This window comes from Paenalcaligenes suwonensis (genome assembly GCF_011290505.1).
GTDB classification, from domain to species: domain Bacteria; phylum Pseudomonadota; class Gammaproteobacteria; order Burkholderiales; family Burkholderiaceae_B; genus Paenalcaligenes; species Paenalcaligenes suwonensis.
The window spans coordinates 503715-521476 of record NZ_JAANPV010000001.1 but is presented as its reverse complement, the minus strand read 5'-3'; the positions used below and the strand labels follow the sequence as shown (position 1 = coordinate 521476).

Below are 17762 nucleotides of genomic sequence, written 5' to 3'. Positions count from 1 at the left end.
GGGCGGTTTCTAAGCCCCGCAATTACCCACACGCATTAAACTGGCGGAAAAATCACTGGCTCTTGCCCTTCCTGCCACTGCTCATACTTACTCATCACTCGCTCTAACCTAGGCGACGCCACAAACGCTGCTAACCAGCGCTGCACAGCGGGTATATGCTGGGCCGCAAACCACTCGTCGTTAGTATGCGCAAACTGGCGCACAAAGGGCGCTAAGGCCAAATCTGCTAGGCTGATACGCTCGCCCAACAAATAGGTATGCGATTGCAAGCGTGCCTCTAAATCGGCAATGTGTTGCATCGCCAGTTCACGTTGTGCTTGTGCATAACTTTCCGCACTGCGCTCACCGAATTCGGCTTCATGACGCTGTGGATATTTATACCTATCTAGCGCTTTTTTAAAGGGGCCGTCATTCGCACGCACTAAATCACGTATCGTTGCTTCATGCTCTGGCTGCAGCAGACCTTCTGGATCGCTTTGGCCTAAGGCCCAATACATCACATCTATACTTTCATCGATGATTTGCCCTGTGGGTAATACAAGCACAGGCACTGTCGCTTTGGGAGACGCATCACGTAGTGCCTGCGGTTTGTCGCGTAATACTACTTCTCGCAGCTCACACTGCAACCCACTGGCAGCCCACGCCAAACGTGCTCGCATGGCATATGGACAACGTCTGAAAGAATACAAAATCGGCAAACTCACAATTACTCCAAAAACAACTAGTGCGGCATATAGCGTGGCCACCAAAGACCTACATTGCCTTGCTAACCTACCCGCAAAAGAAAACCGGATGGCATACAAGATGCTCATCCGGTTTTACCATAGCGCTTAAAAAGCGCCTATAGCTGTAGGCGTATACGCGGTTTACTGATTACGCTCGGCCTCAGCTTTTTCTTGTGCCAAACGTGAACGTTCGGCCTGCTCTTGTCTCCACGCATGCTTTCTCTCGCGCAGCTCACTTAACGGAGCACCAATGTGACGCGAGCGGCGTTCTTGTGCCAATTGCGCTTGCTTCTGACGCTCGCGCAGACGTTCTACTTTGTCTGCATCCAGCTTGTCATGGCAATGACGGCAGCTAACGCCTTCTTCATAATGTTCGTGATGGCGATCAGCTTCGTTGAGTGGCATACGGCATGCACGACAGAAAGTGTAATCGCCTTGACGTAAACCGTGGCCTACTGACACACGCTCATCAAATACGAAACATTCACCGTCCCACAAGCTTTTGTCTTCGGTGATGTCTTCTAGATATTTCAAAATACCACCTTGCAAGTGGTATACATCCTCAAACCCTTGAGAGCGCATAAAGGCCGTGGATTTCTCGCAGCGAATACCACCTGTGCAGAACATCGCCACACGAGGGTTGCCTGCCAATACACCGCCTTCTTTACGTTGCTCGGCTACCCATTCCGGGAACTCCGAGAAACTATCGGTTTTGGGGTTGATCGCGTGTTTAAAGGTACCAATGCCCACTTCGTAGTCGTTACGGGTATCAATCAACACCACGTCGGGGGATTCGATCAGCGCATTCCAGTCTTCAGGTGCCACATACTGACCTACCATTTCGGCCGTTTTCAGGTCAGGCACACCTAAGGTCACAATTTCTTTTTTCAGTTTTACCTTTAAGCGGTAAAACGGCATGCTGTCTGCCCACGACTCTTTATGCACCAATTTAGCTAAGCGAGGATCAGAGCGCAGATACGCTAAGACTTCTTTAATGCCTTGCTCGGTGCCAGCAATCGTGCCGTTGATGCCTTCACGTGCAAGCAGCAACGTACCGATAATCTGACGCTCAGCGCAGAAATCGTAAAGCGGCTGACGCAAACTGACGTAATCGTCGAGTTCAGCAAAGTGGTAAAGGGCGGCGACAAGGTATTTGGCCATGGTGCTAGTCAGGAAGGAAAAAGTAGAATCATAACGTTATCCACCCCGCCAATGTCAGTAAAACTGCAGGCTCTTTGCGTTAACGCAAGAAAAGGTCCGTACAATAGACCAAGGTGGATACTCACTCATTGTCGTTTATTATACCCCGCGTTGTTTATGGATTCTCTTACCCAAGCCGTTCTGGGTGCCAGCATTTGTGGCAGCTTGATTGGTCGTTACCATGGCCGTAAGGCCGCCGTTGTCGGCGCTGTTCTGGCTACGCTGCCCGATCTGGATGTAGTGATGCGCTATCAGGACCCCATTCTGGCCATGACCAGTCATCGTGGGTTCTCTCATTCTCTGTTTGTACTGACTGGGCTGTCGCTGCTGCTGACCTTCTTATGGCGATTATGGCGACCCGACCCACGTTATGGTGCTAGCCGGTTATTTCTGGCTGTGTGGCTAACCTTAATTACCCATCCATTACTGGATGCCTTTACTAGCTACGGTACGCAGTTAATGTGGCCGCTAGAGCCTATACCGCAGGCGTGGGCCAGTATTTTTATTATTGATCCAATTTATACCCTGCCTTTACTGATAGCGACCATTTTGTTGCTAGGCTGGGGCGGGCGCAATGGGGTAATTAAAACCTGCCACTGGGCCTTGGGGTTAAGTACCGCCTATTTAGCGCTTACCGTCGGCATACAGCAGTATGTAGATACCCAAGCACGGACACAGGTGCAACAACTGGGTTATACGCCCACGACTAGCTTCACTACGCCTGAACTCTTTACCACGCTGCTGTGGCGCTCAATTGTGCGCACAAACTCTGGTGTAGATTGCGAGGTCATTACCGGTTTGTTAGATACGACAGAGTCCGAGTATCTTTGTGCTGCCAACAACCATCACCTTGCCGATAACCTGCCCGACGCCACCTCTCTGCAGCGCTTGCGCTGGTTTAGTAACGACTGGGTACGCTTTGATGTGCAGGACGACTTGTTGATCGTAAGCGACTTACGTATGGGTGCAGGTGCGGGGATCTATTCGTTCCGCTTCGTCGTTGGCGAACAAGATGCCCAGCAAAACTGGCGCGAAGTCACCCCGTACAAATATGGTGGTTGGCATAATTTCGCACTCATTAAGGCCGGTATGAATAGGGTGCTACGCTCAACTCCACCCCTGCCTTTAGCAGAATGGGCAAAAACCATAGGCATGCAGGCTGAGCCCTACCACGCTCAACTTTCTGAGAACTCACCGCCTAATTAAAGGGTGAGTGCCAGCAAAAAAGCCTGAGTCTGCTTACACAGAGCCCAGGCTTTTTTGACACGGCGAATCAGTACTGCAGCGTCTTAGCGCGTGCCACCAATCGTCAGGTTGGCATGACGGTTTACATCTTTGTACAGCAAGTAGCGGAAACGACTAGGACCACCGGCATAACATGCTTGTGGGCAGAATGCGCGTAGCCACATAAAGTCACCCGCTTCTACTTCAACCCAGTCTTGGTTCAAGCGGTATACCGCTTTACCTTCCAACACGTACAAACCGTGTTCCATCACGTGAGTTTCCGCAAAAGGAATTACGCCACCGGGTTCAAAGTTTACGATGTTCACGTGCATGTCGTGACTCATGTCAGACATATCAGCAAAACGTGTGGTGCTCCAACGGCCTTCCGTGTCGGGCATCACAATAGGTTCTACGTCTTTTTCGTTGGTCACAAACGCTTTAGGATGCGGCACGCCTTCTACTTCTTGGTAGCGCTTACGGATCCAGTGGAAGCTAGCCAACGCATTGGTGCGGTTGTGCAGTTTCCATTTGCTTGCTGGAGGAATAAAGGCATAACCACCTTCTTCCATGGTGTGTTTCTCGCCGTTCAGTTCCAGTTCCAACTGACCCGCCACCACAAACACCACGGCTTCTGCCTCGGGGTTGGACTCGGGATCGTTACTGCCGCCACCGGGGCTCACTTCCACAATGTATTGCGAGAAAGTTTCCGCAAAACCGGACAACGGACGTGCCAGTACCCACAAACGGGTTTTTTCCCATGAAGGCAAGTAGCTGGTCACGATGTCTTGCAACACACCTTTAGGCAAGATCGCGTAGGCTTCCGTGAACATGGCACGGTCAGTCAACAGCTGTGTCTGAGGTGGATGACCACCAGCTGGAGCATAGTAATTAACTTTGGACATAACGATTCCGATAGAAATTCAATAGAAACGCCTGTCGCGTTGTGTAGGACGAGTAAAGCTTGCCGTAGTGGCATTTTTCACGCCGTCGCTTCAATGCGCGGGGACTACTACACCTTAACGGCAGACCAATTCATTAGCAAATTAAATGTTTTAATTTAGTACATTCATTTTATGAATGAATGATAGTGGGATATTATTTGCATTCAGACAAGCGTGAATCTTAGCCAATTATCCCTACATCATATTGTTATTTAACTACTTTTTATAACTTTAACCGTGACTGGAGTTTAGCGGTTTTCGTTCTTGACGCATCGCCAGGCCGTACCTTTATCAATTCAGAATCCCTATACCACAATGATCAGCAGTGATAAAACAAATAGACTGTTATATGACCTAGACTTGTTGCGCGCACTGCTCGCGGTGGTAGAATGCGGTAGCTTCACCAGTGCCGCTACACGCCTGCATTCCACGCAATCTACCATCAGCCAAAAAATACGCCGCTTAGAAGAACAAGCTGGGCATCGACTGCTAGAACGCAATAACCAAGGCATTGCTACCACCGAGATGGGGCAAACGCTGCTGGGTTATGCCCGCCAGATGCTGATGCTAAACGACCAAATGTCGGAAGCCTTATCGGGAGCCCCCATTACCATCACCGTGCGGTTAGGTGTGCCGGAAGACTTTGCTAGTGGTCGTACCATGCAAGCCTTGGCATCGTTTAATCGTCGTTACCCACAGGTACGTTTGGAGGTCACCAGCGGGCTAAGTCGCGACCTTTTGCTGGACTACGACCAAGGTGAGTTAGACCTCATCCTAATTAAGCAACGTCATCACAATAGGCCCGCTGTAGCCATACTGCCTGAACACACCGCGTGGGTAGATAGCGCCAGCCATCCGGTATTTCACCTAGACCCTATTCCACTCGTCACTTTTCCCCATCGCGGTGTATACCGTGAGGAAATTATCAGTGCGGTTGAATCCCTAGGTCGCCGTTGGCGTATTAGCTTTACCAGCTCAAGTTTAAGCGGCATACAAGGTGCCGTGGCGCATGGCATGGGCATTAGCTTGTTACCCCGTCGTGCCGTGACGGATCAGCATATAGAACTAGGAATAGCGCAGGGGCTACCGAGTATTGATGCATTTGAATTAGCAATTTTGCATCGCCCCAATACCGACCCTATGATTAAAACCCTAGCCCGTGTGCTGATTGCGGTACTAAGCCCCAATGAACCTATAGCGTCTGACGAGGGTTTATCCACGCAGGCTGTGCATAAGTTTGAGGACAACGCGTGAATGCTTAGCGCTACGCCTTTACCCCATTGCTTCACGCTATGGGTGAGCAAAAAATGCCCAGAAAGCAGAACTACGCTTTCTGGGCTGGCGTTTAGTTAGAACGACGCACGTACATCCACAAACAAAGAGCGCCCATGCTCGTTATACGTACGCGCACCCGCACTGTTTGTCACCGAGGCTTGGTTACCGTTACTTAAGCCATAACGGTACAGCTTCTTATCAAAGAAATTATTCACACCAGCTTTGATGTACACATTTTTGCTAATCTCGTAACCCGCACTAAAACCTACCAATGCGTAAGGATTCAGTGATGGGCCCGACACATCAGTGCCTTTACGAATATCAAAGTCCGCCGCTTCTTGTTTGCCGTACCACGTGACGTTAGCTTGCAAAGTCAGTTTTTCGGTAGGCATCCAACGTACATAGCTGTTCACGGTGTACTTAGGAATAATGCTTAGCGGTTGGTTATAGGTTTTATCCTTAGATTCCAACATATAAGTAAAGTTGGTGTTCCAGTCTACCGTGTCGCTTAAAGGCATAAACAGATTGCCCTCTAAGCCCGACACCACCGCTTTAGGGGTGTTTTCCCATTTCAAGATATCGGCAGGGCCACGGCCATTAGTCACCGTGCCATAGGAATCTACCCCTGCCATGATTTTGTTTTTGTAATCATTGCGAAAATAGGTCAGGCTGGTACTAAGCTCGCCATCGTCGTAGGCAATACCAATTTCTTTGTTGATGCTGGTTTCGCTTTTTAGATCGTCGTTACCCTGTAAGTAACACCCGCCAGCAGGGTAACCTGGGCGACAACCTATACCTTGGCTATACAACAAATAGTTAGGGTTAGATTGATACATGCTAGGTGTTTTGTACGCACGGGCGATCCCCCCTTTTACCGACCAGAAATCACCCAACGCATACGAAGCAGTTAAGCCGGGGCTGACATTAAAGCCAAACTCCTCGTGCTGATTAAACCGTATAGTAGGCGTCAGCGTGAAGTCAGGGCTGATGCGCATATTATTTTCTACGTACAGCGCACCACTGGTATACGAGGTTTTGGTTTTGCCATTGCGTCCAGCCAGACCTGGCGGCTCCCAGCTATTGCCACCCACCATCAGCGTACGCAGACTACCAGGGTCATTCAGCGACTCATGCAGCAACTCGCCACCCACTGTTAGCATTTGGTCCATGCCACCCGCCATGAATGGAATATTGACCTCACCATCTAACCGCGATTCTTTGAGCACACTGTTGTAACGCAAGTCTTGGCCTGACGTACCTTGGCCCGACAAGAATGCCCCCTCTGGGCCGCCAAATAGCCCTTCTGTACCCCGGTTATTACGCGTCTGGCTATAGCTGGCTTCTAGTCGTGATGTCCCCCATGACCAGTCGCCGTGGTGGCTTAGACCTATGGTATTACGGTAGACAATGGTGGTTTCAGAGTTGTATAGCTCAGAAACAGGGATAAAGTTGCCACCATTTTCGGTGCTGCTACCAATGGTGTTTTGGGTATCACCCGAGTACAGATCGCTTTTTCTGCTGCTGCCAAAACTCAGCTCTACACGCTGCTCTGGTGTAAGGTCTAACGCCAATAAACCATTAATGTATTTATCACGTACACCCGTTTTACCGGAAGCATCCACGAAACCGTTTTTCTCGGGTGCACGTCCTTTATTAATGTCTATGGCGTCAGGTTGTGTCTTGCTATAGCCCCCATATACCCTAAACCCTAGGCGATCGCTAATGGGGCCTGACAAGTTAAAGTTGGTACGCCAGTTGTCACCCTCTTTACCGTCTTCTTGTATTTGCCTAAACGCTGTCACCGAGCCATGGAACGCATCGGTTGGGCGTTTAGTAATGATATTAACCACACCACCCATCGCGCCCGAGCCATAGCGAGCCGCTGCTGGCCCACGTAATACCTCTACCCGCTCAATGGCTTCAGGGGGAACCCAGCCAGTATCCCCATCCGTATCACGCTCACCAGTCCAACCTTGGCGTGACGCATTACGCGAGGTAGCCGGTTTACCATCAATCAACACCATGGTGTTGTCTGGACCCATGCCTCGAATATCAATTTGTCTGCGGTTACCACGCATACCCGAATTCGCGCTGCCAGTAAGATTTACCCCCGGCTCTTTACGCAAGATATCGGTAAGATCTGTAACGGATGGATTTTTCTCTATATCGTCAGAAGTGATGATAGATACGCCTAAAGATTCTTTTAATTCTTCTTCGGCAGTACTAATCACCTTAATGCTTTCTAGCTGCTGCACTGGCTGCGCCCATACTGGGGCAGCCAGTGTCAAGCACGATAACGCTGCTGCTACGGCGCTTAAGGGGTAAGTTGGTTTGAACGTCACGATAATCCCTAGGTAAAAATCACTGTACATCAACATAATTGTTAATGATAGTAATTCTTATTACGGATTCTGTGAGCGTATTAGCTACTTAACCCCCACATTTGGCGGGTAAACGCAACAGTTCTCATTATCAACTATGGCGTGAAGTTCACCATTACCCCAATCACCAAGGCATTCGCCAAGTCAATAAAGAAACCACACACTAAAGGCACAACAATAAATGCCCTGTGGGCGGCGCCGTATTGTTGTGTTACGGCTGTCATGTTGGCAATGGCCGTCGCGGTAGAACCTAGTGTGATCCCCCCAAAGCCTGCACACATCACCGCAGACTCGTAGTCTTTACCCATTACTCTAAAGACCACCACAAAAATATACAGCACCACCAAGGCGACCTGTATCAACATACATACCAGCATAAAACCCAGCACTGGCTGCAATGTCCACAACTGTAAGCCCATCAATGCCATGGTGATAAAGCCTCCCAGACAAATGTCTGAAATCAACGCTAAACCAGGTTGCATAATGGGCCACCGCCACATCCTACCCTGACGTTGCAATGTGCTTAGTGTGCCTAGGGCTCGGATCACAATACCCGCAACCAAACAGCCTACAAACTCAGGCAGCACTACGGGGCTTTTCGCTAACCCTTCGTTAATAAAACTGCCGAGAATCAAAGCCATATTCAACCAAAATAGCGCCATCAAAACACCGTAGTAATCAATACGCGCTACTTTTTCTTCCTTATGCATACTCCCTACTTCCAGCTCGACGTTGTCGGAAGGAGTAAGTTTGTATTTACCTATCAATGCCGCCGCAATGGGACCGCCAATCACACAAGCTGAAATTAAACCTATGGTATTGGCCGCCAAACCCAGCTCTTTAGCATTCGCAATACCCAAGGTGTCGGTGAAGAACTCCGTCCACGATAAGGTCGTGCCTACACCACCCGTTAGCGAAATAGAGCCCAACATTAGCCCGGCGCGTGGGTCCAGGCCAAACACTTGTGCCAACCCCATACCGGTCATGTTTTGCAGCACCATAAAACATACTGATAACGCGGTTAGCACCACCAATGGACGCCCCCCACTGGCCAACGAACGAATATCGGTATTAAGGCCTATACCCGCAAAGAAATACAGCAACAACACATCACGCAGCTGCAAATCAAAATTAATGGTGAGCCCCATGCCGTAAAAAATAATGCACGTCGCTACCGCACACAACAATCCACCCACTAAGGATTCGGGAATGCTGTAAGCACGTAAAAAATTGATGCGGGCTACCAGTCCCTTACCAATAAACAGCAACAAAATAGTCAGCGTAAAGCTATGGAAAGAATCAACCTGCATTGCACAATGCTCCTAGGTGATAACAGGTACGTAATTGGGGTCGCGCTATGCTACCACCAAGTCACGCATTGCAATTGGTGGTTTATTCCCTTATTTCCATCTAGTCTGAATCGCTAAACAAAAACCCCATCTTTATTCATAAAGATGGGGTTTTGCAGTTTGCCGGCTACAGCAAAAAGACAACGTGTTAGCCGACTTGAGCCAAACGTGCCAGCACTTGTTCGCGACCTAACAATGCCAAGACAGCATCAAGAGCCGGAGTTTGTTTGCGGCCTGTCACCGCTACACGCAACGGGATACCCAGTTTTGGCATTTTGATACCGCAGGCTTCCAAGGTGTCTTTAATCACTTGGGCCAAGGCTTCTGTATTCCACTCTGGCAATGCGGCAGCTTTTTCAGCGAAAGTCTTCAAAACGGCGCGGGATTCTTCCGTCAACACTTCTGCTTGAAGTTCAGCAGGGGCTGCTTCAAAAGCACTGCAAAACAGCAATGCGCCTTCTGCCAAATCATTCAAGGTTTCAGCGCGGTCTTTAATCAGCGCTAAGACGTCCGCTAATTGACTGACGTTCGCAGCGGGGTCTAACTTCAACACGCGTGGTGCCACAACGGCGGCCAAGGCCTCGTTATCCATTTGCTTGATGTAATGCGCATTCACCCAGTTCAGTTTTTTAGGGTCCCACTGAGAGGCAGAACGACTCAAGCTACGGGTATCAAACCACTCAATCAACTGCTCACGGGAGAACAGTTCGTTATCGCCGTGGCTCCAACCCAAACGTGCCAAGTAGTTCACCATGGCATCAGGCAAGTAACCTTGAGTGTCATAATCCATGATATTGACCGCACCATGGCGTTTAGACAGTTTTTCACCGTCTGGACCCAGGATCATAGGCACATGGCCGTACTCAGGCACTGTAGCGCCCAACGCTTGCAAAATAGTGATCTGGCGTGGCGTGTTATTCACGTGATCATCACCACGGATAACGTGGGTGATGTTCATGTCCCAATCATCTACCACTACGCAGAAGTTGTAGGTAGGTGTGCCGTCTGGACGCGCAATAATCAGGTCATCTAGCTCAGAATTGCTGAAGCTGATACGGCCTTTCACCATATCGTCCCACGATGTTGCGCCCTCTTGTGGGCATTTGAAACGCACCACAGGTTTACGGTCAGCAGGAATGGCTGGCAGAGTTTTACCTGCTTCGGGACGCCATGTACCGTCGTAACGGGGTTTCATACCCAGCGCCCGTGCTTTTTCACGCATGACTTCTACTTCTTCTGGCGTGCTGTAGCAATGGTAAGCCGTGCCGTTTTCCAGCATCTGCGCAATGATTTCTTGGTAACGCGCTATGCGTTGCATTTGGTAGAACGGGCCTTCATCGGCATGCATGCCCAACCAGCTCATACCATCAATAATGGCTTGCACTGCCTCGGGTGTAGAACGCTCTAAGTCCGTATCTTCAATACGCAGCACAAAAGTACCTTTGTGGTGGCGTGCGAATGCCCAAGAAAACAAGGCTGTTCTAGCCCCGCCCAAGTGCAAGAAGCCAGTAGGAGAAGGAGCAAAACGTGTTCTAACAGTAGAGGTGGTCATAGCGATTTCAACGTAATTACCAAATAAAAGCAGACGTTCTACCGCCTGCTGAAACGTTATTTTAAGCCACTATTCACATTCTGGTTGGGCGCTGTGTTTTTTTGTTGTGGTATGCCACACCGCCCTCTATTTTCATGCCGCACAGAACCACTGCAAAGCACCATGCTTTCGCTATTTGAAACATCTACTAACCAGACCAGCCCTATAAACCCACCAGTTTGATGAAATCTTGATGTTTGCTTGATAAATCCTGATCAAGCTGCTTTCTACAATTTGCCTACTTTCTCCTGATCACGCTGCTTACTCAGCCTACAAGACGAGACATCACACACTATGTATTGGCAAATTCTACTTTTCAGCATTAGCACTTATGTCTGCCTAAGCCTTTCTAGACTGATGCTCAGTGCTTGGCAATACAAGCGCGTTCACAAAGCGGGGGGGGTGTTTCCCATCATGCTAGGCGGTCTGCGCGTGGATACCACCACCGTGGGTTTTGCGGTTGCAATACCTTTGCTGCTGGCGCCATGGTTTAACGACGTGCTGTTCGCCCAGCAAGTGAATGCTGTGTACTTAAGTGCCATGTGGTTGCTTATACTCTTGCCCGAGCTGTCCAGCGTGCAATTTATTATGGAATACGATGTGCGCCGCCCTAACCGGCTGTACACCGATTACCTCAAACACCCCAAAGAAGTTGCTGGCATGTTGTGGCAGGGCTATAAACTGCCCGTGATTGCCGCCTTAGTACTGCTCGCTGTGCTGTGCTATGTGGGGGTTTCAATTTTTGGTCGCACCGTTGCAGGCGCCCAGTCTTTTGGGTGGTTGGCTGCCATAGGTTTAAGCCTAGTCGGTGCTGCCCTCACCTTTCTGGCAATTCGCGGCACACTACGTCATCGCCCCCTCAACCCCTCTACCGTTGCCTATTGTGGTGATTGCCTGCTGAACAGTTTGGCACTGAACTCTATTTATAATGTCGCCTACGCCTTATACAGCCTGAAAAACGAACGTTCTGCGGCTGAACTGTTTGGCGACATGCCCGAAGCCGATATGCAACGCTTGGTGTTAGAGCAAGCCGGTATTCCGGTGCATAGCCCCGAGCTCCCTAGCCTGCACCAGCAAATCGCCAACCATTCCCACACTAGACCGCTGAATATCGTCATCATTGTGGAAGAAAGTTTGGGTGCACAGTTTGTGGGTAATTTAGGTGGTCAGGACCTTACCCCCAACTTAGACAAATTGTCCCAAGAAGGCTGGAACTTCCGCCGTGCCTATGCCACAGGCACTCGTTCGGTACGTGGTTTAGAGGCTTTGGTATGCGGCTTCCCCCCTTCTGCCTCGGATGCCGTATTGCGCCTATCTGGTGCGCAACAAAACTTCTTTACGCTGGCGCAAGGGCTGAAATCCTTAAACTACCGTTCGCATTTTATTTACGGTGGTGAAGCGCACTTCGACAACATGAAAGGCTTTTTCATGGGCAATGGCTTTGATGAGCTACACGAACGTGCGCAGTTCAAAGACCCTGCCTTTGTAGGCACATGGGGTGCGAGCGACGAAGACATGTTCAGCAAAGTACATGAAGTACTAAGCCAAGCTAACGATACGCCCACACTATGCTTAGCCTTTTCGGTCAGCAACCACTCGCCGTGGGAGTACCCCACAGGACGTATCACCCCTGAAGGTGAGCCCGCTAGCGTGCAAAATACCGTACGTTATGCCGATTGGGCCATTGGGCAGTTTTTTGAACGCGCTAAGCAACAGGACTACTGGGAGAACACCGTGTTTCTCGTTGCCGCTGACCACGACGCCCGTGTAGGGGGGGCTGATGCCATCCCACTGCGTCACTTCCATATTCCTGCACTGATTTTGGGTGGCTCTATTGCTGCACGCCAAGATGACCGCATTATTAGCCAGATTGATTTACCGGTCACCCTGCTGTCATTGGCGGATGCCTCTATTGTGCACCCCATGATTGGTCAAGATTTAACCAAACGCCAGACGGTATCGCGCGCCATTATGCAATATGGCGAGAACTTTGGTTATCTGCATAACGATTTACTCACGGTATTGGAACCCGGCAAAAAACATCGCCAGTTCACCTATGCCGCACCTGCCGACTATCAAACTGTAGACACGCGCCAACAAGCATTGGATATCGCCAAGGCTTATGCATTATGGCCCACCTACATGTATGACACACGCAGCTACACCATACCTCACACCCACGATGTTCAGAACTCTTATTCCCACTCTTTCAGCGTCGCTGCTGAGTAGTGCGACGGCGACGCTGCTGCATATATGCGTGTTTTATGGCTTATTGCAGCATGCTGTCCCCGCCCAAACCGCCACATTTATAGGAGCGTTAAGTGGTGCCGTACTGAACTATATGTGCCAATACCATTTGGTCTACCGCAGCACCCGCACACACCGCTCAGCCGTAGTGCGATACCTGCTGCTGGTTAGCACCAACATTGCATTGAACTCACTTATTTTTCAGTGGCTATCGGTACTGCTACCCACGCTCCAACCGTTATTACTACAAGCGTTAACAAGCGCCAGCCTTGCCACTCTTAATTTATTTGCTTATCAGAGGATCATCTTTCATGAACGCTCCTGCTGAACCGTGGAGAACACTACACACCTCATCAGCAAAATTGCTGAGTGTAGTGATCCCACTTTATAACGAAGCTGCTGTATTGCCTTTACTGATTCCTCGCTTGCTTGCCATTTTGCAAACTACGGGCTTACGCCACGAAATCGTCTTTGTGGACGATGGCAGTCAAGACAACAGCCTTACCCTACTGCGACAAGCTGTAGCCCAAGGACAACCATTGCGCATCGTGGTCCTGAGCCGCAACTTTGGTAAAGAAGCCGCCGTAAGCGCTGGTTTAGAACACTGTCGTGGTGATGCCGTGATCGTCATGGACGCCGACCTACAAGACCCACCAGAGCTGATTCCAGAAATGGTCTTAGCCTGGGCCGCTGGCGCCGATGTGGTCACCATGAAACGTCGTACCCGCCAAGGGGACTCATGGCTAAAACGCAGCACAGCACACCTGTATTACCGCCTGCTAAACCGTGTGAGCAGTATTAGCATTCCTGCGGACACGGGCGACTTCCGATTAATGTCCAGACAAGTGATCGATGCCATTTTGCAATTACCTGAGCGCAACCGCTATAACAAAGGGTTATTTGCTTGGGTGGGCTTCACGACTCATGTGATTGAGTACGACCGCGCCCCACGTCCTGCAGGTCAAAGCAAATGGAATTACCTGCATCTGTGCAACCTAGCACTAGATGGTATTACCTCGTTTTCATCGGCTCCGCTGCGCATGATCTTGCTCTGCGGCCTACTGATTTGTTTGGGCAGTTTACTCACCGGCGTCTGGTTGCTGGTAGAGCATCTGTATATGGGCACTCCCGTGTCTACCCTCACACTGGGCATCTTGTTGTTGGGGTTGTTTAGTGGGTTGCAATTAAGCGCCTTGGGCTTAGTGGGCGACTATGTAGGTAAAGCGTATTTAGAGACCAAACAGCGTCCCGTGTTTCTGATTAAAAGTGTCATTGGTGCCGACACACCCTTGTTGCCTGCTTACCAACACGATTACAAACATGCCTCACACATCTAACAGCACATCGCGACTCTTATGGGTGCTACTGCTGTTCACACTAGGCACCCAATTGCTCGTGATGTGGGCACTGCCTTATGCGGACAGCTCTGAACCCCGTTATGCGGCTATTGCCCAAATCATGGCACAAAGTAACGATTGGATTACGCCATGGTTTTCACCCGGCGTGCCTTTCTGGGGCAAACCACCGCTATCCTTTTGGGCACAAGCGCTTTCATTCAAGCTATTTGGCATTAACGAGTTCACCGGCAGGCTACCGTCGTGGCTAGTAAACCTTGTCATCACCGCATTGATTATGCACGGCACCCGATGCCTGATGCTGCTGCAGCCGCGCCCTAATCACGAAGAATCACTCACACCGTTACTGGCAGCATTGCTCTATAACACCATGTGTTTAAGCTTTAGCAACGCCGGTGCCGTGCTGACTGATCCCTATTTAAACCTAGGCCTAACCCTAAGCTTGGTGTCCTTACTACATCTGGCCTACCAGCCTTCTAGACAATGGGGCTGGGCATTTTTTGTGGGGCTGAGTCTAGGCATGCTCGCCAAGGGGCCATTGGCACTAGTGTTCTGCTTCGCCCCATTAGTTATTCTTGCTTTTTTCAGACGTGCTTTTGTGGCCCAACTACTGAAACGCCTACCGTGGTTCAGCGGTATTGTGCTGTTTTGCCTGTTATCACTACCGTGGTACATACTGGCAGAACTAAAAACACCCGGATTCTTGGATTACTTCATCATAGGTGAACACTTCAGCCGCTTTTTGGTACCCGGTTGGCAAGGTGACTTGTATGGCACTGCACACAAAGCGGCCCCCGCTAGTATTTGGCTGTCGCTATTACCTGCCACGTTTCCGTGGGGTTTGCTGAGCGCCTTCTTACTCGTGAAGGCATGGCGACAACACGGACTACGTGCTTTCCTACAGCTACCTAGCAGCAGTATTTATTTGTTCATCACCGCGTTGTTTCCTGCCTTATTTTTCACCGCAGCAGGCAACATACTCTGGACTTACTTACTGCCAGGTCTAGCACCTCTGGCGATGCTCACGGCGTATTACTGCCCACCCTTTAGCCGTGGACTACAACGCACGGTAGCCTTAGGTGCAGCGATCCTACCTGTAGCTGGGTTAGTATTCATGGGCTTGAGCTTACACGATGTCACCATTACCAAGACTGATAAGCCATTAGTAGAAGCATTTTTAGCACGTGCCACCCCTAGTGATACCTTATACTTCATCGATAAACCTACGTTTTCCGCACGGTTTTATAGTCAGGAGCGTACTGCCCCGTTTGATGCGGCAACGTTTAATGCCGACAACGAGTCTACCGCCCCTCGGTTTATCGCTATTGCAAACTACGATACACAAACAGTAAAAACCATCACGGATGCGCATTACACTGCAATTGCCCATTCGAAGCGTTATCAACTGTTTATGCGTTCGCCACACTGAATATGACTCAAAATTTTGGCAAAATTCGTTTGTTAATTGTTGAAGACAATGTTTCCTTGGCCGAGAACCTGTATGAGTTCTTCAATGAAGCGCAATACTTACCTGATTTTGCCTCGGACGGCTTAACAGCATTGCACCTGCTGGCCACGAATCATTACGATGTCATTGTGCTGGATGTGATGTTGCCTGGCATTAATGGTTTTGAGATTAGCCAACGGGTGCGTCGCGACCTGCGCTGTAACACCCCCATTATTTTGATTACCGCCAAAGATCATATAGACGATAAAACCCAAGGCTTTAATGCGGGCGTAGACGACTATCTGGTAAAGCCTTTTGATCTTAAAGAGCTGAGTTTACGCGTACAGGCCTTAGCCCGCCGCAGTGCGGTGTCCACCGACCCCTTGCTGCATTTCAAAGAAATTAGCTTCGACCCAGACACCTACACAGTGTTTGTGCAGCAGAAAGCCGTGGGTACCTTAACCGGTTATAGTGCCAAGATTTTTGACATTTTACTGCGCGCCTACCCCCGCCCCGTTAGTCATGAGCAATTGGTAGAACAAGTCTGGGATGGGCGAGCAACCGAGCATCACACCGTGCGTACTCATGTCTATGCGCTACGTAAGCAATTGACCGAATATACGCAACAACCACTGGTGAAGACCTTGCATGGACGCGGTTACATCCTGCACATGGCCGAGTAGCGCATCATGAAAAGCATAACCTCTAGAATTTACAAAGCGCTGTTTGCCCTATCGGTGGTCAGTATGCTGGTCACCATCACCACCGTACTGCTTACCAACGAGAACCTAGAAGATGTGCTGTTGGGTTCACAGGCGGACCACATTCCGCCCGAACTGCTCAATTCCCAGCATCAGAAAGAACTCTTTATCTGGGATGGGCAACTCAACAAACTTGCCTTCGTCCCTACCGGTACCCCTATTCCTGACGAGCTCCCAGCCCCCTTTTCACCGTCTAGCACACATGCCAAATCTGAAATAGTGCTGGGTGACCAAACTTACTTGGTCAACATTGAACAAACACCGCAAGGAACCTTGTATTGGGCGCGTAACATCACGGCCTTTGAGGAGCGTGAGACCACTTTACTGATCTCGGTAGCCTTAATCATGGTGGGTATGGTGCTATTAAGCCTGCTTTTGGCCTACTACAGCAGCCGCAAACTTGTCGCGCCACTGACATCATTAAGCGAACAAGTTGCCGCCTTAGCACCAGGGAAAAAAATCCAACCCCTAGAGCTGCAGTACCACGACCGTGAGCTACACCACATTGCTGTCACCATGAACCTGTTCTTGGCTGAAATGGAAGCCTTCATTGAGCGTGAACAGCAACTACTAAGCTTGGCTAGCCATGAGCTACGCACCCCTATTGCCGTGATTTCAGGCGCATTGGATGTAATTGAGCAGCGTAATCAACAACAAGCCAATGACTGCCAAACCCTATTACGCATTCGGCGTGCTTCGGTAGAAATGGCCGATAACGTAGATGCCTTGTTAAAGCTGTCACGGCAAGACACCCAAGACCTGCCCATTGAGCCCATCAATCTACCGGAGACGGTGCAGACTATCATTCAAGATACCGCACACTTCTATGACACCACCCAGCGTGTCACCGTGAAACAACCGGACTCTGATGTGTATTTGGTCAGCAACCCTGTACTTGTGCGCATTTTGCTGCGCAATGTCATACACAACGCGCTACAGCATACCAGTGGCCCCATTACGGTTAGCTTAGAACACACCCACATTGCTATCTGCGATCAGGGTTCTGGACTACCCGTCAACAAACTCACTACTGCACCACCACAAAAAGGCAGTAGCGGTTTGGGTCTGTATATTGTGACTCTGCTGTGCGAGAAGTTGGGTTGGACCCTACATATACAGCACGATGCCAACGGCCATTGTGTGTACATCCATTACGCCGATGCGAGTCCACAAGGTACAAAGGCCTGTTGCTGACCAGCCCACTGCTCCGCTACCGGCAGTCGTAGCCTAAGGCGGTAAAACTATCAATAGCGATAGCTTCAGGGA

At 50.0% G+C, this 17762-nt stretch carries 14 protein-coding genes; 8 read left to right on the top strand and 6 right to left on the bottom strand.

Annotated features, from left to right (window positions below; all coding sequences use genetic code 11):
* Positions 1-35: 35 nt before the first annotated feature.
* A complete protein-coding gene (locus GY634_RS02465) occupies positions 36-704 on the bottom strand; it encodes a glutathione S-transferase (protein ID WP_341352805.1) in 669 nt (222 codons plus the stop codon).
* Positions 705-866: 162 nt separating this feature from the next.
* The gene (gene trhO, locus GY634_RS02460) at positions 867-1886 is read right to left on the bottom strand and encodes an oxygen-dependent tRNA uridine(34) hydroxylase TrhO (protein WP_166406974.1); all 1020 of its coding nucleotides are present in this window, start codon (positions 1884-1886) and stop codon (positions 867-869) included.
* A gap of 156 nt (positions 1887-2042) precedes the next feature.
* On the opposite strand from trhO, the gene GY634_RS02455 reads away from it, so the two are divergent.
* A complete protein-coding gene (locus GY634_RS02455) occupies positions 2043-3131 on the top strand; it encodes a metal-dependent hydrolase (protein ID WP_166406973.1) in 1089 nt (362 codons plus the stop codon).
* An 83-nt stretch (positions 3132-3214) separates the two neighbouring features.
* Here GY634_RS02455 and GY634_RS02450 read toward each other — a convergent pair whose 3' ends face one another.
* Complete coding sequence (locus tag GY634_RS02450; RefSeq protein WP_166406972.1) at positions 3215-4051, bottom strand: bifunctional allantoicase/(S)-ureidoglycine aminohydrolase; 837 nt, start codon at positions 4049-4051, stop codon at positions 3215-3217.
* Between the two features lie 354 nt (positions 4052-4405).
* Between GY634_RS02450 and GY634_RS02445 the strand changes: the two genes are divergently transcribed.
* Entirely contained in the window at positions 4406-5344 is a 939-nt protein-coding gene (locus GY634_RS02445; RefSeq protein WP_166407144.1) for a LysR family transcriptional regulator, read from the top strand.
* 95 nt (positions 5345-5439) lie between these two features.
* Here the strand turns inward: GY634_RS02445 and GY634_RS02440 are convergent, their stop codons facing one another.
* The 3 genes from GY634_RS02440 to gltX all read right to left on the bottom strand — a co-directional run bounded on the left by GY634_RS02440 (position 5440) and on the right by gltX (position 10647).
* A complete protein-coding gene (locus GY634_RS02440) occupies positions 5440-7707 on the bottom strand; it encodes a FepA family TonB-dependent siderophore receptor (RefSeq protein WP_207625467.1) in 2268 nt (755 codons plus the stop codon).
* 134 nt (positions 7708-7841) lie between these two features.
* The gene (gene gltS, locus GY634_RS02435; protein ID WP_166406971.1) at positions 7842-9056 is read right to left on the bottom strand and encodes a sodium/glutamate symporter; all 1215 of its coding nucleotides are present in this window, start codon (positions 9054-9056) and stop codon (positions 7842-7844) included.
* Positions 9057-9243: 187 nt separating this feature from the next.
* On the bottom strand, positions 9244-10647 hold the full coding sequence (gene gltX, locus GY634_RS02430; RefSeq protein WP_166406970.1) for a glutamate--tRNA ligase: 1404 nt from the start codon (positions 10645-10647) through the stop codon (positions 9244-9246).
* Between the two features lie 453 nt (positions 10648-11100).
* Here gltX and GY634_RS02425 point away from each other — a divergent pair, with 453 nt between their 5' ends.
* The 6 genes from GY634_RS02425 to GY634_RS02400 are packed head-to-tail and all read left to right on the top strand — an operon-like array spanning position 11101 to position 17690.
* On the top strand, positions 11101-12915 hold the full coding sequence (locus GY634_RS02425; protein WP_341352804.1) for an LTA synthase family protein: 1815 nt from the start codon (positions 11101-11103) through the stop codon (positions 12913-12915).
* Complete coding sequence (locus GY634_RS17420; protein ID WP_423227281.1) at positions 12809-13261, top strand: GtrA family protein; 453 nt, start codon at positions 12809-12811, stop codon at positions 13259-13261. Before GY634_RS02425 ends, GY634_RS17420 begins: the two co-directional genes overlap by 107 nt.
* Complete coding sequence (locus GY634_RS02415) at positions 13245-14270, top strand: glycosyltransferase family 2 protein (RefSeq protein ID WP_166406967.1); 1026 nt, start codon at positions 13245-13247, stop codon at positions 14268-14270. Before GY634_RS17420 ends, GY634_RS02415 begins: the two co-directional genes overlap by 17 nt.
* Positions 14254-15717: an ArnT family glycosyltransferase gene (locus tag GY634_RS02410; RefSeq protein WP_166406966.1), complete on the top strand. Its 1464-nt coding sequence runs from the start codon at positions 14254-14256 to the stop codon at positions 15715-15717. Before GY634_RS02415 ends, GY634_RS02410 begins: the two co-directional genes overlap by 17 nt.
* A 2-nt stretch (positions 15718-15719) precedes the next feature.
* Positions 15720-16418 carry a response regulator transcription factor gene (locus GY634_RS02405; protein ID WP_166406965.1) on the top strand — a complete coding sequence of 233 codons (699 nt, stop codon included), beginning with the start codon at positions 15720-15722 and terminating at the stop codon, positions 16416-16418.
* Positions 16419-16424: 6 nt separating this feature from the next.
* A complete protein-coding gene (locus tag GY634_RS02400; RefSeq protein ID WP_166406964.1) occupies positions 16425-17690 on the top strand; it encodes a HAMP domain-containing sensor histidine kinase in 1266 nt (421 codons plus the stop codon).
* Positions 17691-17762: the final 72 nt, after the last annotated feature.